18 protein-coding genes, 2 tRNA genes and 2 rRNA genes (1 of these 22 only partly in view) are annotated in these 20,964 nt (G+C 66.3%); 10 read left to right on the forward strand and 12 right to left on the reverse strand.

From position 1 onward, the window contains the following. Window positions 1-13 precede the first annotated feature (13 nt). Window positions 14-1,888, forward strand: a complete 1,875-nt coding sequence (cobT, locus tag JIP62_RS07540; RefSeq protein ID WP_201104427.1) for a cobaltochelatase subunit CobT — start codon at window positions 14-16, stop codon at window positions 1,886-1,888. 44 nt (window positions 1,889-1,932) lie between these two features. Here the strand turns inward: cobT and JIP62_RS07545 are convergent, their stop codons facing one another. Genes JIP62_RS07545 through JIP62_RS07555 form a run of 3 tightly spaced genes read right to left on the reverse strand, consistent with a single transcriptional unit; the run spans window position 1,933 to window position 3,726 of the window. Next, complete coding sequence (locus tag JIP62_RS07545) at window positions 1,933-2,535, reverse strand: demethoxyubiquinone hydroxylase family protein (protein WP_201101406.1); 603 nt, start codon at window positions 2,533-2,535, stop codon at window positions 1,933-1,935. Beyond that, window positions 2,513-3,046 (reverse strand): disulfide bond formation protein B, encoded by a 534-nt coding sequence (locus JIP62_RS07550; RefSeq protein WP_201101408.1) that lies wholly within the window; start codon window positions 3,044-3,046, stop codon window positions 2,513-2,515. Before JIP62_RS07550 ends, JIP62_RS07545 begins: the two co-directional genes overlap by 23 nt. Window positions 3,047-3,090: 44 nt before the next feature. Next, window positions 3,091-3,726 carry an exopolysaccharide biosynthesis protein gene (locus tag JIP62_RS07555; protein WP_201101410.1) on the reverse strand — a complete coding sequence of 212 codons (636 nt, stop codon included), beginning with the start codon at window positions 3,724-3,726 and terminating at the stop codon, window positions 3,091-3,093. 178 nt (window positions 3,727-3,904) lie between these two features. Here JIP62_RS07555 and hppD point away from each other — a divergent pair, with 178 nt between their 5' ends. The 7 genes from hppD (at window position 3,905) to JIP62_RS07590 (ending at window position 9,074) form a co-directional block, all read left to right on the forward strand. Next, window positions 3,905-5,005: a 4-hydroxyphenylpyruvate dioxygenase gene (hppD, locus tag JIP62_RS07560; protein WP_201101412.1), complete on the forward strand. Its 1,101-nt coding sequence runs from the start codon at window positions 3,905-3,907 to the stop codon at window positions 5,003-5,005. Continuing rightward, on the forward strand, window positions 4,998-5,204 hold the full coding sequence (locus tag JIP62_RS07565) for a hypothetical protein (RefSeq protein WP_201101414.1): 207 nt from the start codon (window positions 4,998-5,000) through the stop codon (window positions 5,202-5,204). Before hppD ends, JIP62_RS07565 begins: the two co-directional genes overlap by 8 nt. 52 nt (window positions 5,205-5,256) lie before the next feature. Then, window positions 5,257-5,730, forward strand: coding sequence for a methyltransferase family protein (locus tag JIP62_RS07570; RefSeq protein ID WP_201101416.1), 474 nt, complete (start codon window positions 5,257-5,259; stop codon window positions 5,728-5,730). Beyond that, a complete protein-coding gene (locus tag JIP62_RS07575) occupies window positions 5,727-6,011 on the forward strand; it encodes a hypothetical protein (protein WP_330999967.1) in 285 nt (94 codons plus the stop codon). The genes JIP62_RS07570 and JIP62_RS07575 overlap by 4 nt, the downstream gene beginning before the upstream one ends. A gap of 91 nt (window positions 6,012-6,102) precedes the next feature. Beyond that, entirely contained in the window at window positions 6,103-6,906 is an 804-nt protein-coding gene (locus tag JIP62_RS07580) for a hypothetical protein (protein ID WP_201101420.1), read from the forward strand. Next, window positions 6,906-8,018: a serine hydrolase domain-containing protein gene (locus tag JIP62_RS07585; protein WP_201101421.1), complete on the forward strand. Its 1,113-nt coding sequence runs from the start codon at window positions 6,906-6,908 to the stop codon at window positions 8,016-8,018. The genes JIP62_RS07580 and JIP62_RS07585 overlap by 1 nt, the downstream gene beginning before the upstream one ends. 48 nt (window positions 8,019-8,066) lie before the next feature. After that, window positions 8,067-9,074, forward strand: coding sequence for a fumarylacetoacetate hydrolase family protein (locus JIP62_RS07590; protein WP_201101423.1), 1,008 nt, complete (start codon window positions 8,067-8,069; stop codon window positions 9,072-9,074). 10 nt (window positions 9,075-9,084) lie between these two features. Here the strand turns inward: JIP62_RS07590 and JIP62_RS07595 are convergent, their stop codons facing one another. Continuing rightward, window positions 9,085-10,128: an LLM class flavin-dependent oxidoreductase gene (locus JIP62_RS07595; protein ID WP_201101425.1), complete on the reverse strand. Its 1,044-nt coding sequence runs from the start codon at window positions 10,126-10,128 to the stop codon at window positions 9,085-9,087. Next, window positions 10,125-11,066 (reverse strand): ATP-grasp domain-containing protein, encoded by a 942-nt coding sequence (locus JIP62_RS07600; protein WP_201101427.1) that lies wholly within the window; start codon window positions 11,064-11,066, stop codon window positions 10,125-10,127. The genes JIP62_RS07595 and JIP62_RS07600 overlap by 4 nt, the downstream gene beginning before the upstream one ends. Window positions 11,067-11,178: 112 nt before the next feature. Between JIP62_RS07600 and JIP62_RS07605 the strand changes: the two genes are divergently transcribed. Next, window positions 11,179-11,263: transfer RNA gene (locus JIP62_RS07605), tRNA-Leu, on the forward strand. A 155-nt stretch (window positions 11,264-11,418) separates the two neighbouring features. Here JIP62_RS07605 and JIP62_RS07610 read toward each other — a convergent pair. From JIP62_RS07610 to JIP62_RS07625, 4 genes are all read right to left on the reverse strand, one after another. Beyond that, the gene (locus JIP62_RS07610; RefSeq protein ID WP_201101429.1) at window positions 11,419-14,772 is read right to left on the reverse strand and encodes an error-prone DNA polymerase; all 3,354 of its coding nucleotides are present in this window, start codon (window positions 14,770-14,772) and stop codon (window positions 11,419-11,421) included. Next, window positions 14,769-16,343, reverse strand: a complete 1,575-nt coding sequence (locus JIP62_RS07615; protein WP_230974685.1) for a Y-family DNA polymerase — start codon at window positions 16,341-16,343, stop codon at window positions 14,769-14,771. The genes JIP62_RS07610 and JIP62_RS07615 overlap by 4 nt, the downstream gene beginning before the upstream one ends. Next, window positions 16,228-17,022 carry an ImuA family protein gene (locus tag JIP62_RS07620; protein ID WP_201101431.1) on the reverse strand — a complete coding sequence of 265 codons (795 nt, stop codon included), beginning with the start codon at window positions 17,020-17,022 and terminating at the stop codon, window positions 16,228-16,230. The genes JIP62_RS07615 and JIP62_RS07620 overlap by 116 nt, the downstream gene beginning before the upstream one ends. A gap of 94 nt (window positions 17,023-17,116) precedes the next feature. Next, window positions 17,117-18,007 carry a LysR family transcriptional regulator gene (locus JIP62_RS07625; protein WP_201101432.1) on the reverse strand — a complete coding sequence of 297 codons (891 nt, stop codon included), beginning with the start codon at window positions 18,005-18,007 and terminating at the stop codon, window positions 17,117-17,119. Window positions 18,008-18,104: 97 nt separating this feature from the next. Here JIP62_RS07625 and JIP62_RS07630 point away from each other — a divergent pair, with 97 nt between their 5' ends. Further along, a complete protein-coding gene (locus tag JIP62_RS07630) occupies window positions 18,105-19,202 on the forward strand; it encodes an aldo/keto reductase (RefSeq protein WP_201101434.1) in 1,098 nt (365 codons plus the stop codon). 544 nt (window positions 19,203-19,746) lie between these two features. On the opposite strand, the gene JIP62_RS07635 is transcribed toward JIP62_RS07630, so the two are convergent. The 3 genes from JIP62_RS07635 to JIP62_RS07645 form a co-directional block, all read right to left on the reverse strand. Next, window positions 19,747-19,823 (reverse strand) — tRNA-Met (locus JIP62_RS07635). Window positions 19,824-19,882: 59 nt separating this feature from the next. Then, window positions 19,883-19,997 (reverse strand): 5S ribosomal RNA (gene rrf / locus JIP62_RS07640). Between the two features lie 78 nt (window positions 19,998-20,075). Further along, a 23S ribosomal RNA gene (locus tag JIP62_RS07645) occupies window positions 20,076-20,964 on the reverse strand (it continues 1,899 nt past the right edge of the window).

Below are 20,964 nucleotides of genomic sequence, written 5' to 3' on the forward strand. Positions count from 1 at the left end.
ATATCGAGGGGCCATGTCCGCCCCTGAAACTCCCGCAGACGTCTTAAAGCGCGCGCTGTCGCACGCCGCACGGGCATTGGCCGAACAGGCCGAGCTGGAAGTGGTGTTTGCCGCCGACGGGCCCAAGCTGTCCAACGGCGTGCTGACCCTGCCGCATCCGCTTCGCAATGCGACGGGGTCCGACCATGCGATCCTGCGCGGTCAGGCCGACCGGCTGGCCTTGCGCCTGGCCAACCACGACACAGCGGTTCATGCCCGGCTGAAGCCCGCTGATACCCGCGCTGCCGAGGTGTTCGAGGCTGTCGAACAGGCCCGGATCGAGGCTGTCGGCTCGGCGTCCCTGGCGGGCGTGCGCGCCAATATGAACGCGGCCCTCGTCACCCGGCTGGAGCGCTCGGGAGCCCTGCGCAATCTGGAGCCCGACCGCGTCCCTGTGGCCGAGGCCGTGGCCCTGCTGCTGGCCGAGCGTGTCACGGGCGAACCGGTGCCCGAGGCCGCGCGGCCCATGGTCGATCTGGTCCGGGCCGGGATCGAGGGCAAGGCCGGTGCCCGCCTGGACGCCCTGGCGCAGGTGGCGGGCGATCAAGCCCTGTTTGCCGAACGGCTGCGCGAGGTGTTGCGCGCGCTGGACCTGGACCCCGGCGACGGGCGGGGCGACGATACCTCCGAGGACGAGGGACAGGACGAGCCCGACCCTCAGGAACCCGACCCCAGCGAAGACCAGGACGAGCAGGAGGACGACGCCGGCGGCGAAGGCGGCCAGTCCATGGAAGGCTCGTCAGAGGATTCCGCGGCCGAGCAGGAACGTGAAAGCCGCCCCGACGGCCAGCCTGCCGAGCGCGACGGCGAAGCGGCGGACGACGGTCCCGACCTGAACGAAGGGGCTCTGCCAAACCGCCAGGCGACCCAGGACGACGGCCGGGCGGTGGATGCCTACCGCGTCTTCACCACCGCCTTCGACGAGGTCGTGGACGCAGCGGATCTGTGCGATCCGATGGAGCTGGATCGCCTGCGCGCCCTGCTGGACCAGCAGCTCAGCCTGCTATCCTCCGTCGTCGCGCGCCTGGCCAACAAGCTGCAACGCCGCCTGATGGCCCAGCAGAACCGTTCCTGGCATTTCGACCTGGAAGAAGGGGTTCTGGACACGGCGCGCCTGACCCGGATCATCACCGATCCGACCAGCCCCCTGTCGTTCAAGGCCGAAAGCGAAAGCCCTTTCCGCGACACGGTGGTGACCCTGTTGCTGGACAATTCCGGCTCCATGCGCGGGCGGCCGATCATGGTGGCCGCCGTCTGTGCGGACATCCTGGCGCGCACCCTGGAACGGTGCGGCGTCAAGGTCGAGATCCTGGGCTTCACCACCCGCGCCTGGAAGGGCGGCCAGTCGCGCGAGGCCTGGATCACCGCCGGCAAGCCCGCCATGCCCGGCCGCCTGAACGACCTGCGGCACATCATCTACAAGTCTGCCGACGCCCCATGGCGCCGGGCCAAGAAGAATCTGGGCCTGATGATGCGCGAAGGCCTGTTGAAGGAAAACATCGACGGCGAAGCCCTGACCTGGGCGCACGAGCGGCTGCGGGCCCGGCCCGAGGCGCGCCAGATCCTGATGGTCATCTCGGACGGCTCACCGGTTGATGATTCAACCCAGTCTGCCAATGCGGCCCTCTATCTGGACAAACACCTGCGCCAGGTCATCGCTGAGATCGAGGAACGGTCGCCGGTCGAGTTGATCGCCATCGGCATCGGCCACGACGTGACGCGCTGGTACCGCCGTGCCGTCACCCTGGTCGATGTCGAGCAGCTGGCCGGAGCGATGATCGAAAACCTCGCCGACCTGTTCGACGCCGCCCCCAAGAAGGTCGAAGGCCGTCGTCGCCGGGCAGCTTGATACCGTCTCCTCCCTGTCGGCAACGCCGATGAGCGGGAGAAGACTTAAACTCGCTCGCTGACCTTGATGGCCGCCTTGCAGCCCGCCTTGATGACGGCGCTCAGCAGGCGGTAACCGGGGGCCTCACGGCTGCCGTGGTCGATGGCGTGGTCGTGATGGGCCAGTTCCTCGTCGCGGAACTGTTTCAGCTCGGCGGCCAGTTCCGGGTCGCGCTCGGCCAGTTCGGCGATCTGATCGGCATAGTGTTTCTCGATCACGCTCTCGACCGCCTCGGTGCAGGCGTGGGCGGCCTTCTCGCCCATCAGAGCCGTGCCGGCACCCAGGGCCTGGGCCGCCAGTCGCCAGGCAGGCAGCAACAGCGTCGGCCGCACGCGATGGCGGTTCAGCAAGGCTTCGAACCGCGCCAGGTGAGCCGCCTCCTGCCCCTGCATTTCCGTCAGGTCGGCAGTGATCGTTTCGCGCCCCTTGCGGGCGTTGAAGACAGCAGCCTGGGCGCGATAGATCTGAACCGCGCCATACTCGCCCGCGTGATCGACGCGCAGAATCTCGGCCAGCCGTGCCCGTCCCGAACCGCGTCCCGGACGCGGCAGGGGAATGTCGCGGTCGTTATGGTCTTGGGCAGTCTCAGCTTCGGGGGGCACGGGCATCCTTGGGGCGTTTGGCGGCGAGCAGGCTGAAAACGGCCAGTCCAGCCGAGATCAGCGCATTCCATCCTGCCATGGACAGCCCCAGAAATTGCCATGTCACCGCGTCGCACATGACCGGCTTGGCTGCCGGGGCCGTGCCGAAAGCCAGGGCGGTCAGGCTCTCCAGGCTGACGTCGCCCCCACCCATGCAGGTCGCGGGCAGTTCCCACCACTTCAGCTCCCCGCCCATATGGAAGACAGCGGTGATCGTGCCGGTGGTGAAGACGGCGGCCAGCAGGAAGGCGGCGATGCGGGGCGTGCCCCGGCTGGCCCGGCTCAGCAGGGCCCAGAGCGTGGCGGCCAGGGCGATGACAACCGCCCCCCAGTAAACCTCGCGCTGCTTGAGGCACAGATTGCAGGGAGCCAGATCGCCAAAACGCTCGAAGGCATGCGCCGCGCCCAGCATGGCCAGCGATATCGCCAGCGCAAAGGCGGTCCACCAGCGGGTCAGGAGGCGATAGGTCTGTTTCATCGGACGACTTTCATAGCCGCCGCGGCGACCGGCGTCGATGCGTCTCAACCGGTGAAGTGCGTCAGCAGTCCCGCAGCCCATCCTGCGCCCAGGAAGACCCCGATCGCTACGGTGGCCAAGGCCGCAGCCCAACCGACGGCGACAGCGGCGCCGCCTGCCACGAACAGGCCGTCGCGCTGGATCAGCCCGACCGAAAGCAGAGTCAGAGCCACCGACGGCACCGTATTGGTCATGGGCAGGACGATGGTCAGGGTGGCCAGGATCATGAAGGCCGCCGCCGCCCGCTCGGCCCACCCCTGGGCAAAGAAGGCCAGCCGGGGACGCGACAGCCGCTCGAACCAGCCCATGCGCTTGACGGCGAATTCGGCCATCCGGTCCAGCCACGCCTTGGAGACGGAGCGCTTCAGCACCGCCTCGGGCAGCCAGGGCTCCTCGCGGCCCACCAGCATCTGACCCGCCAGCAACAGGATAGGAATGCCGACGATTTGAGGCACGCCATAAAGCGCCGGCACCAGGCAGGGGATGGCCAGGATCAGGATCATCAGACCAAAGGCCCGCTCGTCCAACCGGTCGCGGATTTCGCGCAGCGTCATGCCGTCCGGGCCCGCCGCCTCGGCCAGGCTGACCACCAGGGCGATGAACCCCTGGCGATGGTCGTCAGTGTGCAGGTCGGTGGTCATGGATCATCTCGTCGGGAGGGCCCCCCGCCGTTAGCCAAATCCAGCCGTCTTGGCGAGGCCTTCCATCGTCGGCCCATGCACGTTCCCGTGCCACGACTTGGCGAAAGCGGGCCGTCCGACTAGGTAAAGGGCCACAGCGCGGCGTCAGGCCGCCACCCACGTTCCAGGAGACGCGACCATGGATGACGCGACCCACCCCACCGCCGCCCAACAGCTGGACCGAGACAATCCCCTCGGCGTCGACGGCTTCGAGTTCGTCGAATTCACCGGCCCGGATCCCGTCGCCATGGTGAGCCGACTGGAGCTGATGGGCTTCACCCAGACCCATGTGCATCCGACGACCGGCGCCGTGCGCCTGAAGCAGGGAGACATCACCCTGCTGGTCAACCGCACACCGCAGGGACAGGCCGCCGATTTCGCACGCGACCACGGTCCGTCGGCCAATGGCATGGCCTTCCGCGTCTCTGATGCCAAGGCGGCCTACGAGGGGGCGGTGGCGCGCGGTGCCCGTCCCGCAAGCGATGCCAATGGCGGGGCCCTGGGCGACCATCCCTATATCCTGCAAGGGATCGGCGGCTCACTGCTGTATCTGGTCGATCGCTATGGCGAGGCCGGGTCGCTGTACGAGGCCTGGGACGAGATCGAGGGCTGGGAAGAAGCCGAGCGCACCAATGCCGTCGGCCTGTATTGCCTGGATCACCTGACCCACAACGTCCGCCGGGGCCAGATGCGGACCTGGTCCGGCTTCTATGGCGACGTCTTCGCCTTTGAGGAACAGAAGTATTTCGACATCAAGGGCAAGGCGACCGGCCTGTTCAGCCAGGCGATGATCGCCCCCGACCGCGCCATCCGCATCCCGCTGAACGAAAGCCAGGACGAGAATTCCCAGATCGAAGAGTTCCTCAAGCGGTACAACGGCGAAGGCATCCAGCACATCGCCCTGGCTACCGACGACATCTTCGAGACCGTGGAAGAGCTGCGTCGTCGCGGCATTCCGTTCCAGGACACGATCGAGACCTATTTCGAACTGATCGACAAGCGCCTGCCTGGCCATGGTCACGACGTGGAGCGGATGCGCAAGAACCGCATCCTGATCGACGGCTCCGACACCGACGGCCTGCTGCTGCAGATCTTCACCCAGGACACCTTCGGTCCGATCTTCTTCGAGATCATTCAGCGCAAGGGCAACCAGGCGTTCGGCGAAGGAAACTTCCAGGCCCTGTTCGATTCCATCGAACTGGACCAGATCCGTCGCGGCGTGATCACGGTCGATGCCTGAGGCACCGGAGGGACAGTCCCGGCGGCCTCCCCCCGCCTGGCTGCCTTGGCTGGGCCCGCCACTGGCGGGCGTGGCCGCCGGTCTGGCCGGGCGGTATCTGCTCGGCGGCGGCTTCTGGCCGTCGCTGATCGCCGCCCTGTTCATCGGCTTCACCCCGATCATCGTCTATCGCCTGTGGAAGCGGGCGCATCATCGGTGATGTTGCGCCCGCCGCAGGACCGGACCACACGTCTTTTTTCGCGATCGGCCTCATGACCCAGACCAAGGACGTCCCCGGCGTCATCGCCCCGCCTCCCCTGATCTATCTCGGCTTCCTGCTGCTCGGCTGGGGCCTGGGACAGGTGCTGCCTGATCCTGGCCTGGGGCTTGAGACGCTGTGGCGGCGAGGGGTGGCGGTGGTGCTGATCGTGGCCGGATTGGTCATCGACGGTGCGGCGGCCGGTCATTTCCGGCGTCTGGGCACGCGGGTCGAGCCGTGGCATCCGTCGACCGTGCTGGCGACCGACGGCCTTTACCGGTTCAGCCGCAATCCGATCTATCTCGGCTTCGCCCTGGCCTATGTCGGCTTTGCCGTCGCCATGGACAGCCTGTTCGCCCTGGCCCTGCTGATCCCCTGCATCCTTGTGGTCGACCGGCTGGTGATCGCGCGCGAGGAACGCTATCTGGCCGCCCGTTTCGGAGCGGCCTATGCCGACTATCGCCAGCGGGTGCGGCGTTGGCTGTGACCCCCGACCCCAAGCCCGAATCCGTGCGCGATGAGCTGTCGGCCCTCGCGATCGAAGAGTTGGACGCCGCCTGCGCCCTGACCTGGGTCGAGATGAAGCGGATCACGCCCTGGGGCGACACCTTCGAGGGGTTCGCCCCGTCCGGTCGCCAGGTCGAGATCGAGCGCCGCTATCTGTGGGCACATGAGCCAGCGGGCGGAATTCTGGTCGAGATCGAGGTTCGCGACCCGGCAGCGCGCGAGGGGGCGGAGGCCCGCGCCGTGCTCTGTGCGCCGCTGTAGCCTATCGTTCGACGATCGACGTTAACCTTTTGATTGGCCCCGGCCCCCGGCTGGGCCATCATGGGGACCTGTCATTCGGGGGGAGCCGGGCGTGGCCAACTATCCATCGGACTTTCAGGCCCCGGAGGCCGCCTTTGAAATGGTCGACCCGCCGGTTTTCCTGGGCGTCGAACCCCTGTTGATCGTCCTCTTCCTGCTGGCACTGCTGGCTGTGGCCGCGCTCGGATATATGCAGGGTCGTCGTGCAGGGCGCGCCCAGAACGGCGACGATGCGCCTGCGGCCATTCACAAGGCCCTGCTGGCGGCCTCCCAGGCGGCCATGAGCGCCGACAGCAACACACTGAAATCCAAGGCGGTGGCCTTGTTGAACCGGATCGAGGACCTGCTGGGCCCGGTCCTGATCGTCGGCACGGGCCTTGGCGGATCGGTCAAGGGCCTGAAGGAGGCGATCAAGGGCGAGGTCAAGGAGGAAGCCAAGCCCGCACCCGCCAAGCCGACTGCTGCGCCGGTCGCACCGCCGGCCGCCTGCTCTTGCGGCCACGAAGGCCGCCCGGGCGAATGCATCTGTGGAGGCAGCGCTGGTGCCACGGCGGCCAATGCCCTGGCCTTCAATCATGTCACGGTGATCGGCCTGTCGCCCGCTCCGCAGCCGACCCCGACGCCGCCCGCCCCTGCCCCCACGCCCGAGGCCCCCAAGACCCGCAAGATGGATGCGGATGAGCAGACCCAGGCCCTGGCCAAGGCGGTCCGCGCCTTCCACGACCACTGGGCACCGGAACCCAGAAAGCGGATCGAGGAGTTGAAGGCGGCCCGCGCCGCCCTGTCGCGCCTTCCCGCGGGCCCCAAGGGACATGGTGCTCCCGATCTGAGCCACGGCGGCGGGGCTCACCACTGATGGTGTCCAGCCCGACCCGGCGCGCCTTGATCGGAGGCGGGACGGCCCTGGGGCTGGTGGGATCCGGCAGCGCTGCCGTCGCCGAGGTGCCCGCTCACGCTCGCTATGTGATCGAACAGGAGGCGCTGGCCTTCCTGCGCAATACCGGCGCGCCCGGCGTGTCGGTGGCGATCGCCCGCGACGGTCGACTGGAATATGCCGGGGCCTTCGGCATCTCTGATCTGACCGGACAGCGGATGACGACCGATCATCAGTTCCGCATCGCCAGCCTGTCCAAGCCGATCACCGCCACCGCCATCATGCGACTGGTTGATCGTGGGCAGTTGTCCGTCGGCCAGCGCCTGTTCGGACCCAGCGGATTGCTGGAAGGTCGCTATGGCCCGACGTATCCGGCCCTGCACGGCATCACCGTCGCCCATCTGATGAGCCACACCGGTGGCGGCTGGATCAATGACGGCAACGATCCGACGATGATCCACTTCGGCGTCAGTCAGGACGAGATGATTGCCCGCACCCTGGCCTATGCCCCGCTGGTCGCGGCCCCCGGCAGTCGGCAGATGTATTCCAACTTCGGCTATTGCCTGCTGGGCCGGGTGATCGAGCAGGTGACCGGCGAGAGCTACGAAACCTGGGTCCGCCGCGAGGTGCTGCGCCCCTGTGGAGCCGAGGCCATGCGGATCGGCTCAGGCCAGCGGGGCAACCGCGAAGTCGCCTATATTGCCGCCAGTGGCGGCGACCCATACGGCGTCGACATGCCCATGCTGGACGCCAACGGCGGCTGGATCGCCAGCCCGACCGAGCTGGTGCGTTTTCTGGTCAAGGTCGACGGCTATCAGTCCACGGCCGACATCCTGCGGGTCGACAGCAGCCGGTTCATGGCCACCCGGCCCTTCCCCGTCGCCGACTTCGGCCATGGCTGGACCGTCAACAACCGCGACAACTGGTGGCACACCGGCATCCTGCCCGGCACCTCGGCCTTCATGTGCCGAACACGAAGCGGCTTCTGCTTTGCGGCCCTGGCCAATACCGGCGGACCGGGCTCGGACCTGCCGCTGCTGCTGGACCAGATGATGTTCCGCATGGCCGGCTATGTGCCCGGCTGGAATCCCTGATCCCCGACACCCTGTTGCACCAGCCCGCGAAAGGGCTAGCCTAGCGGCATGAAACTCGCCTCATTGAAACATGGCCGTGACGGTCGCCTGGTCGTCGTGTCGGCCGATCTGCACTGGTTCACCGACGCCTTCCTGATCGCCCCGACGCTGCAGGCCGCCCTGGACGACTGGGAGCGATGCGAGCCGCATCTGAGGGCCCTGTCGGAGAGCCTGGAACATGGTGCCGTTCCCCGCGGACGCTTCCACGAGCGGGAGGCTGCCAGCCCCCTGCCCCGCGCCTATCAGTGGGCGGACGGCTCGGCCTATGTGAACCATGTCGAACTGGTGCGTAAGGCGCGCGGGGCTGAGATGCCTGCCAGTTTCTGGACCGATCCCCTGATGTATCAGGGGGGCTCCGACAGCTTCCTGGCCCCCCGTGACCCCATTCCTCTGGCCGACGAGGCCTGGGGCTGTGACCTGGAGGCCGAGGTGGTGGTCGTGACCGGAGACGTGCCCCAGGGCGTCTCGGCGACCGAGGCGCTGGATCACATCCGCCTGGTCGGCCTGGTCAATGACGTGTCCCTGCGCAACCTGATCCCCGCCGAACTGGCCAAGGGGTTCGGCTTCGTCCAGTCCAAGCCATCCAGCGCTCTGTCCCCCGTCTTCGTGACGCCCCGCGCCCTGGGCGACCGGTTCAAGGACGGCAAGCTGAGCGGCACATTGTCGGTGCAGTTGAACGGGGCCGATTTCGGCCGTGCCGACGCCGGTGTCGACATGACCTTCGATTTCGGCACCCTGATCGCCCATCTGGCCAAGACCCGGCCATTGGGGGCCGGCACCATCATCGGCTCGGGCACCGTCTCCAACCGTGATGCCGATGGAGGACCGGGCAAGCCCGTCGCCGACGGCGGCCTGGGCTATTCCTGCATTGCCGAGATCCGCACGGTCGAGACCCTCCTGGGCGGGGCCGCCAAGACTCCCTTCCTGAAGCACGGTGACACCGTCCGCATCGAGATGCTGGACGACAAACACCACTCCATCTTCGGGGCGATCGAGCAGACGGTGGCGGCGGTCTAGACCGAGCGCCTCAGCTCGGCCGGATCACCTGGGCCGAGAACCGCTCCATCTCCTCCTCCTGGGGCGACATCTGCAGCAGGAGCAGGTCCAGGCCTGCCGCCTCGAATTCCTCGATCCGTTCACGGACGGTCTCGGGCGTACCGACGAAGCCGGGGCGCAGGCCGCGGTTGGAGACGCTGTATTCGCGGATCTTCAGTTCCCGCTCCAGCTGGGTGCCCGACAGCCACTGGTCGAAATTGGCAAAGCCCGCAGGCGGCTTGCCGTCGGCGAGGCCGGGGATGGTGGTAATCCGCTCCAGCTCGGCCTTCGCTTCCTTCTCGGTGTCGCGCACGATGGCATAGCCTGCCATGCCGAACTGCATGGGCGGCAGGCCAAAGGCCTCGCGCCGGGCCTTCATGTCAGCGACCTTGGCGGCAATGTGCTCGGGTTCATCGCCATGCATGACATAGGCATCGCAGTAGCGGGCGATCAGGGTCTTGGCCGCCTCCGACTCGCCCCCGGCATAGATGACCGGGCGGGGGCGCTGGGGCGTCGAGGTCGGCTTGGGTTCGACGATAGCGTCCTTCAACGCATAGTATCGCCCCTCGAAGTCGACGCGCGGCTCGGTCCACAGGCGCGACAGAACCTGCAGCCATTCCTGCGTCCGGCCATAGCGGTCGTCGTGCTGATCGAACTGCAGGCCATAGCTTTCGGCCTCCTTGGCCCACCAGGACGAGACGACATTCAGCGCCAGCCGCCCGTTCGAGATCCGGTCGATATTGGCCGCCGCCTTGGCGAACAGGGCGGGCTGATGAAAGTTCGGCCGCACCGCCGTCATCAGCTCGATCCGCTCGGTCACCGCCGCCAGCGCCGCCGTGGTGGACCAGGCGTCCAGGGCCGGGGCCTCGATCCCCTTGATGTCGTTCAGGTTCAGCTCAGCGATCAGCGTCAGATCATAGCCGATCTGCTCGGAGCGGCGGACCAGGCGCGACATGTTTTCCCACGACGCCTCGCGCTCGTCCGGCACATTGCGCAGCCAGCCGCCGAAGACCGGGGCCCAGTATCCGTATCTCATGCCGGGTTCGCCTTCTGTTGAGCCACTATGGCTTTCAGCCATTCCACCAGGTTGTCGTGCGGATCAAAGCCCAGGACCGCCACCGGATTGGCCACGAAATTGGACAGGCCGTTGATATCGTAGAACAGCACCGAGCCGTCCCGATCGTCGATCAGATATTCGACCCCTCCGACCTCGATCTGGGCTGCCACGGCCAGACGCTCGACCGCGGCAATGATCTCATCGGACGGCGTGGTCCGTGTCATCGTCAGGGTTGGCGCACCGGGCCGCACCAGACAGGCATCGGCCGGGCACAGGTCGAAGGCGTCGCCGGGACTCTCGATATCGATGGCATAGAGGTATCGGCCGTTCAGCGTCTCGACCCGGGTGATCTTTCCACCCAGGCGCGGGGCGTACTCCTGGATCAGCGAGATGCCGTTGACGCCGACCGGGCACCATTTCTCGCCCGCCGCCTCGGCCAGGCTTTCGGGTGTCTCGTAGCGGGTGATGCCCGCGCCGGCCCCGCCGATGTCGGCCTTGACCAGCACAGGGAACCGCAGGCCCTGCGCCGCCGCCGGAATGTCGGCCTGGCGGTGGGCGACCCGCGTCGCCGGTCCCTTCAGGCCCAGGCGCGCAATCAGCGACATCTGCCGCGCCTTGGAGGTGTCGATGTTCAGGGCCGACGCATTGACCACCCGCGTCCCCTGCCCCTGCCAGTGTTCGAACAGGCTCTGGGCATAGAAGATCGGGTGTTCCGGATCGCGCAGGAAGGACGACATGGCGACCCGGCTGAACACCACCCGGGCCGGTGCCGCACTGGCCGCCGGATCGAAGCCGTGCCCAGCCAGCGGCACCTTCACATAGGACACCCCGTGCCGGTCCAGGGCCGCGAACAGCGGTTCGAACCACTCCGGGTGTTCATAGACGATGGCGAGGTCGGGCAGAGTCTGGTCAGTCATGCCGCTGGCAGATGCGTTACACCGCGATGAAACGCAAGAGGCAGGGGCGGACAATCCGCATTGACCTGCCCTCAACCCCCACGCTACCTAGCGCCCCTGCCGACAGGCCTGTGCGGGCGTGGTGGAACTGGTAGACGCGCCGGACTCAAAATCCGGTTCCGAAAGGAGTGTCGGTTCGATTCCGACCGCCCGCACCATCTTCGGCTCCCATCCGATTATTCAGGCATCTGTTGCGCTTTCGTCTGGCGCAGGATCAGCCCGTCCCGCATCCGTCGGACGCGGCTTCGGCCGGGACGGCATCACAATCCCGACCACTCAGGGATGACCGGCGAGGGCGACGTCTGTTCGCCAGTCAATGGAAGTCGCGCGAGCCCGGCAGTATCCGGGCGTTGCGGGGATGGGTGTGCCCCTGGTGGCGGGGATACTGGGGGCGAAGAATCTCGTCGGCACGGCTGAGCGTGATTGCCGGACTATGGCCGTCGGACAGCCGGTCCAGCTCGGCCGATCGGTCAAAGACCCGGTGCGCCATCAGATGCACGACGCCCTCCGGGCTTTTCTCGACCACGCCTTCGACGCCCATCAACCGGGCGGCCATGACGACGCCGCGATACTCTTCGAACATCCGCGCCCACAGAACCAGGTTGGTGACACCGGTTTCGTCCTCCAGGGTAATGAAGATGGCATTGCCCTTGCCCGGTCGCTGGCGGACCAGAACCACGCCCGCTGTCCGCACCCGGGTGCCGCTGCGTTTGGTTTCCAGTTCGGCGCAGGTCAGCACCCCCTCCGCCGCAAAGATGGGCCGCAGGATCGCCATGGGGTGTGCCTTCAACGACAGGCGAGTGGTCTGGTAATCGGCGGCGACGTGTTCGCCCAGTCGCATCCGGGGCAGGCGCGCATCGGCCTCCTCGCCCAGTTCGCGCGCGTCGGCGGCGGCAAACAGGGGCAAGGGTGCATCGTCGGGCAGTCGCCGCACGGCCCACAGGGCCTCGCGCCGTTCCAGACCGATGGAACGGAAGGCATCCGCGTCCGCCAGCTTGCGCATCGCCGCTCCAGGCAGGGTCGCGCGCCGGGCCAGGGTTTCGACCCCCTCGAATGGCCTGTCTCGTCCGACCATCAGGGCCCTGGCCCAGTCTTCGCGAAAGCCGTCGATCTGACGAAATCCCAGCCGCAATGCCAGCGACCCCGGAGCCCCCTCCAATGTGTTGTCCCAGTCGCTGAGATTCACGTCGATCGGCCGGATCTCGACCCCGTGTTCCTGGGCGTCTCTGACGATCTGGGCCGGGGCATAGAAGCCCATCGGCTGGGAGTTCAGCAGGGCGCAGGCGAAAGCGGCTGGATAGCGGCACTTGATGAAGGAGGAGATGTAGACCAGCTTGCCGAAGCTGGCCGCATGGCTCTCGGGAAAGCCGTAAGATCCAAAACCCTTGATCTGGTCGAAGCACCGCTGGGCAAAGTCGCGGTCATAGCCGCGCTCGACCATGCGGTTGACCATCCGCCCCTCGTATTTCCACAGTGTGCCATCGCCCCGGAAGGTGCCCATGGCTTTGCGCAGACCGTTGGCTTCCCGGGGCGTGAATTCGGCAGCGACCATGGCGACCTTCATCGCCTGTTCCTGAAAAAGGGGTACGCCCAGGGTCTTGTGCAGGACCTCGCGTAGTTCGTTCTGGTTATAGCCGGGGCTTGGCTTGGAATACTCCGGCTGCTCGACCCCCGCGCGGCGGCGCAGATAGGGATGGACCATGTCTCCCTGAATGGGGCCCGGCCGCACAATCGCCACCTGGATCACCAGATCGTAGAATGTGCGCGGCTTCAGCCGGGGCAGCATATTGATCTGTGCCCGGCTCTCGACCTGGAACACGCCGATCGAGTCGCCCCGGCAAAGCATGTCGTACACGTCGGCCTGCTCGGTCGGGATGGTGTGCAGTTCATAGTCCGCGTCGTCGTGATCGCGCATCAGGTCCAGCGCCTTTCGGATGCAGGTCAGCATCCCCAGCGCCAGCACATCGACCTTCATCAGCCGCAGGTCGTCGATATCGTCCTTGTCCCATTCGATGAACGTCCGATCCGGCATGGCGGCATTTCCGATAGGGACCAGTTCGTCCAGTCGGTCCTGGGTCAGGATGAAACCCCCGACGTGCTGGGACAGGTGCCGGGGAAAGCCCAGTAGTCGCGTCGCCATCGCAACCGCCCGCCCGATCATGGGATTGGCAGGGTCCAACCCGGCCTGTTCGACATGTCTGTCTCCGATTTCGCTACCCCAGCTGCCCCATTGGCTGGCCGCAAGACGGGCGGTGACGTCCTCGGTCAGACCCAGCACCTTGCCCACCTCGCGGATGGCGCTCTTGGGGCGATAGCGGATTACGGTGGCGGCGATCCCGGCGCGATGACGGCCATAGCGAGCGTAGATGTGCTGGATGATCTCCTCGCGCCGCTCGTGTTCGAAATCCACGTCGATGTCGGGCGGCTCGCCCCGGTGATCGGACAGGAAGCGTTCGAACAAGAGGTCGTTTTCAGCCGGGTCCACGCAGGTGATGCCCAGAACATAGCAGACGGCTGAATTGGCCGCTGACCCCCGCCCCTGACACAGGATTCCCTTCGAGTTCGCCACACGAACGATGTCGTGGATGGTCAGAAAATAGGGGGCGAAATTCTGGGTCTCGATGAAGGCCAGCTCCTTGGTCAGCAGCCCTTCGACTTTTTCCGGCACCCCGTTGGGATAGCGGATGCGGGCGTGCCGCCAGGTCAGGTCTTCAAGCCAGGCCTGCGACGACCATCCCGGCGGCGTCGGTTCCTGCGGATAGTTGTAGCTCAGGTCCTTCAGGTCGAACCGGGCGCGGGCCAGCAGCATCTGCGTCTGTTCCAGGGCCTCGGGCGCGTCCGCAAACAGCCGGGCCATCTCGGCAGGGTCTTTAAGGTGCCGTTCCGCATTGGCCAGCAGCCGTCGCCCCGCTGTCTCGACCGTCACCCCCTCTCGGATACAGGTCAGCAAGTCCTGAAGATCGCGCTCCGACGGGTCGTGATAGAGCACGTCGTTGACCGCCAGCAGAGGGACGTCGGCGGCCTGGGCCATCGTCCTCAACCGCGCCAGACGACGTCGATCATCGCCCTGTCGCAACATCGCCGCAGCCAGCCAGATCGAACCGGGCGATGCCGCCTCCAGCCGCTTCAGGACTGGCGGCAAATCCTCCAGCCGGCGCTCGGGCATGACGATCAGCAGCAACCCTTTCGGATCCGCCAGAAGGTCCGCCAAGCCGATCTCGCACTGGCCTTTCACGGCCCTGCGGTTGCCCAAGGTCAGCAGCCGCGTCAGCCGCCCCCACCCCTCCCGGTCTTCGGGATAGGCGATGATGTCGGGTGCCCCGTCGTTGAAGGCCAATCGTGCTCCCGTCAGCAGACGAAAGCCCTGTGCCCGGGCCTTGACCATGTCTGACAAGGCCGGGTCATTCATGGGATCCTCGACGAAGCTGGTCTCGCCTGGCCCACCACCGTCGCGGACTTTCTCCGGTGGCGACAATCCTTCTTCTCTCAGGGTTTTCAGCGCACTCCAGGCCCGAACGACACCCGCCACCGTATTTCTGTCCGCCAGGCCCAGACCGGTGTGCCCGCGCAGGATCGCGCTCAACACCAGCGACTTGGGATGCGAGGCACCACGCAGAAACGAAAAATTGCTCGCTGTCGCCAGCTCCGCATAGGCCATGTCGCTCATGCGAACAGGCCATGGATGTACCACCGCGGCTCGGGCTCCTCGCCATAGAAGCCGGCGCGAAAGACCCAGAAACGGTGCCCCTTGTTGTCCTCGACGCGATAGTAGTCCCGGGCGCGGTGACCGGGACTGCGCCACCATTCGGCACCGATCCGTTCAGGCCCTTCGGCACGCACGATCGAGTGCGTGACGCGTCGCCAGCGAAACCGTGCGGGCGGGCCGTCGGGTGCCAGAGAGACGGTCTCGATGGGTTGGGGCGGGTTGAACATCTGCAACGGACGCAAGGGAGGGGACTCAGGGTCCCGCGGTGGCCAGGCCGCCTCCCCCCGACGCCGCCCCGCCCAGACCAGACGTGTGGCACGCTCGGGCAGATGCGACTCCACCGGCTCGAACCGGCCCACGGCCTCAGGACCCAGCCTTGCGGTCAGGCGGTCGATCAGGCGATCGAGATCGTCATTGCCGATGGGCTTGGCCTCGAACCCCGACTGAATCGGAGCGATGACCTGGGTCACCGGCACAGACAGACGCAGCTGATCGAACCCGAAGCCGGGATCCAGCGGAGTGGCCAGGGCCGCCAGTCGTTCCTTGAACAGCCGGATCACGGCGCACGCATCACGGGTCGCCCGCCCCGTTCGGACCGTGATCCGCCGCGTCGCGCCGTCGATACGAAAAAAGGCCACCTCGAACGCCCGGCCGCCCAGGCTTCGCTGTTCCAGCCAGACCACGGCCTCGGCCAGCAGGTCGCTGATCACGGCCTCAACATCCGTGGTCTCGGTGATGGGCTCGAACAGGATGCGGTCGACGATACAGGGTGCGGGCGGGCGCAGGGGGGTGATCCGCACATCCTCCTGCCCCAGAATCCGCATCAGCTGGACCGGCAGGTCGGTGCCGAAACGTGCGGCTAGGGGAGCGGTCGGCCGGTCGTCCAGGTCACCCAGAGTCCGCAGGCCCGCCCGCGTCAGGGCCTGGTGATCCTTTTCATCCCGTTCAAGCGCCGCGATCGGAAGGGCCCGCACGACCTGGCGGTCCTGCCCGGTCGGGATGACGCCACCACGCCCGAAGCGCACCACGGCGCGTGCGGCCTGAGGCGTGCCTGCCAAGGCGGTGCGGACGTTCAGGCCGATGCGGCGCGCGCGCGCCTCTACCGCCCGGATCATCCCCGCCTCTTCTCCGAACAGATGGGTACAGCCTGTGACATCCAGGATCACGCCATCGTTCCCGTCCGTCGCGGCCATCGGGGTGAACCGCCCGAAATCCTCCAGCACCTGGATCAGAAGCGCCGCGTCGGCGTCGGGGCGATGCACCAGAGTGCGCAGGCCGGAAGTCCGCGCCTGGGCATCGGCCAGTGTCATGCCGCGTGTCAGCCCCAGGGCGCAGGCTTCGGCGTTCATCGGCGCAAGCCTCAGGGCCCCTCGCACCTTTTCGACAAACACGATGCCGGGGTTTGAGGCCTCATCCTCATCCGGCCCGGCGAAGTTCTGCCTGGCCTCCTCCCTCTTGACCCGGTCGGCGGACAGGAACGGAAACCAGACGGCCAGATACCGGCGCGGGCTCGCAGAAGGCGCGGGTTTCACGGTCCCACTCCAGCGTCCACTCGGTCGGTGCCGCGCCCTGTCGACTGCGTGTCAGGGTGGCGACGAAGGCCGGTCGCCCTGGCGCACCGGCTTCCAGCCCGTTCGATACTGCCGCGCGCACCGACCAGCGGGTTTCGGCGGCGCTGGGCATTGCCGCTGCCGCCGCACGAACCAGAAAGGCTGTGCTGCGCCCCGCCTGTGCCGCCAGCGCCAGACGTCGGCTGGCGGTCAGGGTCATGGCCTTGGCCTCGCCCCATCCGCTCATCAGAACCGCACCCAACGCACCGCTCTTCAAGGCCTCCTCGCCCGCTGCCAGCAGGGCTGCGGCGTCGCGGACGCGCACGATCAGAATGCGTTCCGGGCACAGGCCCCATTCGTGAAGCCCTGGGCCATGCAGGGCCCCCGCTTCTTGGCTGCCCAGATTCTGAACGACCCAGGCCATCGGTCTGTCCCGCGTCGCCCGGCTTGCCAACCCCAAGGCAAAGGCATTGGCCACCACAGCATCGGCGGTTGTCTCGGCATGAATGTCGTGCAGGCAAAAGAGGCAAGGTCCGGGGTCCAGATACGCATCGACCCGGTCCAATCCCAGCGTGAACCGCCCGGGCCCGCCCCCCGCCTCGGGACGAGACAGACTGGCCAGCTGGGCTTTCAACTGCGCGATCTGAGGGGTCGAAGGCACAAAATGTTCCTGTTCTGTTCCCCTATATGCCGCTTTCAGGGTGCCGAGAGTCAAGACTCAAACTGGGGCCATCGCGCCAAATGTCCTTGGGGGGCTAGGCCGTTTTCATGGCGTCGATAAACACACGCAAAGCCGGAGGCAGGTGTCTCCGGCCGGCATAGTAGAGGTAGTTCGGCGGCAGATGCGGAGCCCAGTCCTCGAGCACGCTGACCAGACTTCCGGACGCCAGATGCGGTGCGGCCTGGATGGCGGTGATCCAGGCCAACCCCAGACCGGCGCGGGCCATGTCGCATAGAACCTCGATATCGTTGGTCAGGAAGGACTGCGGCGGCTCCAGGCTGAACGTCTCGCCGTCACGCTCGAAGGTCCAAGGGTACAGAGACCCGGCCGTCGGCCTACGATAGCTGAGGCAGCGGTGGGCGAGTATGTCCTGCGGCCTATGCGGCGTTCCGAATGCCGCGAGGTAGCCCGGCGACGCCACCAGCCGAAGCGGCACGCCATCGTCCAGCCGCACCGAGATCATGTCCTGCTCCAGGGACGGTCGGCGCCGGATGCCCGCGTCGAACCCCTGGGCCACGATGTCCGCCAGGCCGTCGTCGACGACCACCTCGACCCGGATGTCGGGATAGTCTCTGGCAAAACCGTCCAGCCGGGGCAGGATGAGGTCGAAGGCCGCAGAGCGATGGGTGGTGATCCGCACCCGCCCGGCCGGTCGGTCCCGCTCCGCGCCCAAGGCCGTCATCGCCTCATCGACCTCGCGGATCGCCGGTCGAAGGCTGGCCAGCAGACGTTCCCCCGCCTCGGTCGGCTTGACGCTACGCGTCGTGCGATTCAGCAGACGAACGCCGAGCCGCGCTTCCATTCCCCGCATCCTGTGGCTCAGCGCCGAGGCGGAGACCCCGAAGCGCACGCCGGCCCGCGTGAAGCTGCCTGCTTCTGCGATCCCTGCGAAGATCGCGATATCGGCCCAGGTTTCCCGGTCCATTGTTGAGCCCTGCTCAATAGCCTCTGATGCCGAGCCCGATACTTGGAAGCCCGGCTTTGGTCCATCTTCGTCGCACATCTGCCCGAAAGGATCTGTCATGCCGCTCGATCATTACCGCCCCCTTGGCCGCTCAGGCCTGCTCGTCAGTCCGCTGTCGCTGGGGACCATGACCTTTGGCGTCGCGCGCTGGGGTATAGCGCAGCCGGAGGCCGAGGCCGTGGTCGATGCCTATGCACAGGCCGGCGGAAACGTCATCGATACCGCCGACGTCTACGCCTCGGGTGAGTGCGAGCGGATGATCGGCGACATCCTGACGACGCGCGGCGACCGGGATCGGTGGGTCGTGTCCACCAAGTCCGGCTTCGCCATGGGCCGGGGGCCATCCTCCGGCGGCAACGGCGCCAAGGCGATGCATAACGCCGTCGAGGGATCGCTGCGTCGTCTGCGGACCGACCATATCGACCTGTACTGGGCCCATGTCTGGGACAGTGTGACACCACCTGAGGAGATGCTGGAAACGATGTCCGGCCTCGTGAGGTCGGGCAAGATCAGGTACTGGGGCCTGTCGAACACACCAGCCTGGTATGCCGCCCGAGTGGTCACTCTGGCGGCCGCGCGCGGCCTGCCGGGCCCGGTCGCGCTGCAGAACTTCTACTCTCTGGCCAGTCGCGACATCGAGGCCGAGCACGTGCCGCTGGCGCTCGATACCGGGCTTGGAGTCGTGCCATGGAGCCCGCTCGCCTACGGCCTGCTGAGCGGCAAGTACGACCGAGCAACGGTCGAGGCCGGGCCGAGCCGCGCCGGTGGTCTCCCCAATCAGGCCGCTGGCGACGATGGTGAGCGCGGCGACCGCCTCGACGGGGCCAACCCCTTCGGCGACATGCTCTTCACCGAGCGCAACTGGTCGATCGTCGAGGCCGTGAAGGCCCTTGCTGCAGAGATCGGCGAACCCCCCGCGAAGGTCGCCCTCGCCTGGGTACTGGGGCGGCCGGCCGTCTGCACCACCCTGACCGGCGTGAGCCGTGTTTCCCAGCTGCAGGAAAACATCGCCGCTATCGATCTGCGGCTGACGGATGACCAGTTGGCCAGACTGGACGCCGCGACCACACCAGCCCTGCCCATGCTCTACGGGCTCTTCAGCGATCAGATGCGCCAGCACGTGGTCTTCGGCGGCGCGCGGGTCAGCGCGGCCTAGCGGTCGCGCCGGGCCATCAGCACCGCCAGCGCGGTGCCGGTCGGCGTCCTAGCCGATCCGGAGGCCCGTCAACTGCCCGGACACCTCCCAGAGACGCCGGGCCGTCTTCCGGTCTTCGGCTGCGGGCGGAATGCGGGCCGGCCCAGGCCGGTCCCGCAGCTCGCCCATGCCGTCGGCCCATAGTAGCCCCCGGGCCGCGCGTTCGATGCCATCGCGGCGACCTGGGTCGGCAAGGTGCCGCGATCGGCGGACTGAAACAGAAAGCTCATCCTCGATTTCAGCAAACTGCGGCGGCACCATGAGTCCGGCGCTGTTGATCCAGACATCGAGACTATCGCGCGGCCGGTTTGCCCGGTCGCTGAAGCGAGAGACCCAAGCTGCCCGTCTGCGGGAGCCCACGATCAGGCCCGTCCCATTGGCCTTGGCACCTTCTCGGCCACCCTTCTGCGCCTGGGCGACGCCCAGACAGCACAAAGCCCCGAGGCCAGTGGCGACGGGGCTTTGAGATCTTTGGTCCTCACGTCCGGTGGGTGTGAGGGAATAGTGGGTGCGGGAGCAGGATTTGAACCTGCGACCTTCAGGTTATGAGCCTGACGAGCTACCGGGCTGCTCCATCCCGCGGCAAACGGTAGTAAGTGAAGGAAGAGGGTTCGAGGGAGACATTCTTATGTATCTGGTAGACCCGGCGGCGACCTACTCTCCCGCGCCTTGAGACGAAGTACCATTGGCTCTGGAGGGCTTAACGACCGAGTTCGAAATGGGATCGGGTGGGGAACCTCCGACATAGCCACCAGGTCAACCGGATACATAAGAATGAGAAGACATCGTCGCGATATTTATCGGCAAGTAGAACCGAATGAGTTTTGCTGAGAAACGATCAAGCCGATCGGATTATTAGTACCAGTAAGCTTCACGCGTCACCGCGCTTCCACACCTGGCCTATCAACGTGGTAGTCTTCCACGATCCTCAGCGAAGCCTTGTTTTGAGGTTAGTTTCCCGCTTAGATGCTTTCAGCGGTTATCTATTCCATACATAGCTACCCTGCTGCGCGGCTGGCGCCACGACAGGTCCACCAGAGGTATGTCCATCCCGGTCCTCTCGTACTAGGGACAGATCCTCTCAAGCTTCGAACACCCACGGCAGATAGGGACCAAACTGTCTCACGACGTTCTGAACCCAGCTCACGTACCACTTTAAATGGCGAACAGCCATACCCTTGGGACCTGCTCCAGCCCCAGGATGTGATGAGCCGACATCGAGGTGCCAAACTTTGCCGTCGATATGGACTCTTGGGCAAAATCAGCCTGTTATCCCTAGAGTACCTTTTATCCGTTGAGCGATGGCCCTTCCACGCGGGACCACCGGATCACTATGGCCGACTTTCGTCTCTGCTCGACTTGTCAGTCTCGCAGTCAGGCGGGCTTATGCCATTGCACTCGACGACCGATTTCCGACCGGTCTGAGCCCACCATCGCGCGCCTCCGTTACACTTTAGGAGGCGACCGCCCCAGTCAAACTACCCACCACGCCATGTCCCGGGACCGGATAACGGCCCTCGGTTAGACGTCAACGACAGTAAGGGTGGTATTTCAAGGATGGCTCCACCAGAGCTGGCGCCCCGGTTTCATAGCCTCCCACCTATCCTACACATACGGTCGCTAACGCCAAGGCGAAGCTATAGTAAAGGTTCATAGGGTCTTTCCGTCTGACCGCGGGAACCCCGCATCTTCACGGGGAATTCAATTTCACTGAGCCTGTGCT

This window comes from Brevundimonas vitisensis (assembly GCF_016656965.1).
In the GTDB taxonomy this organism is placed as follows: Bacteria; Pseudomonadota; Alphaproteobacteria; order Caulobacterales; family Caulobacteraceae; genus Brevundimonas; species Brevundimonas vitisensis.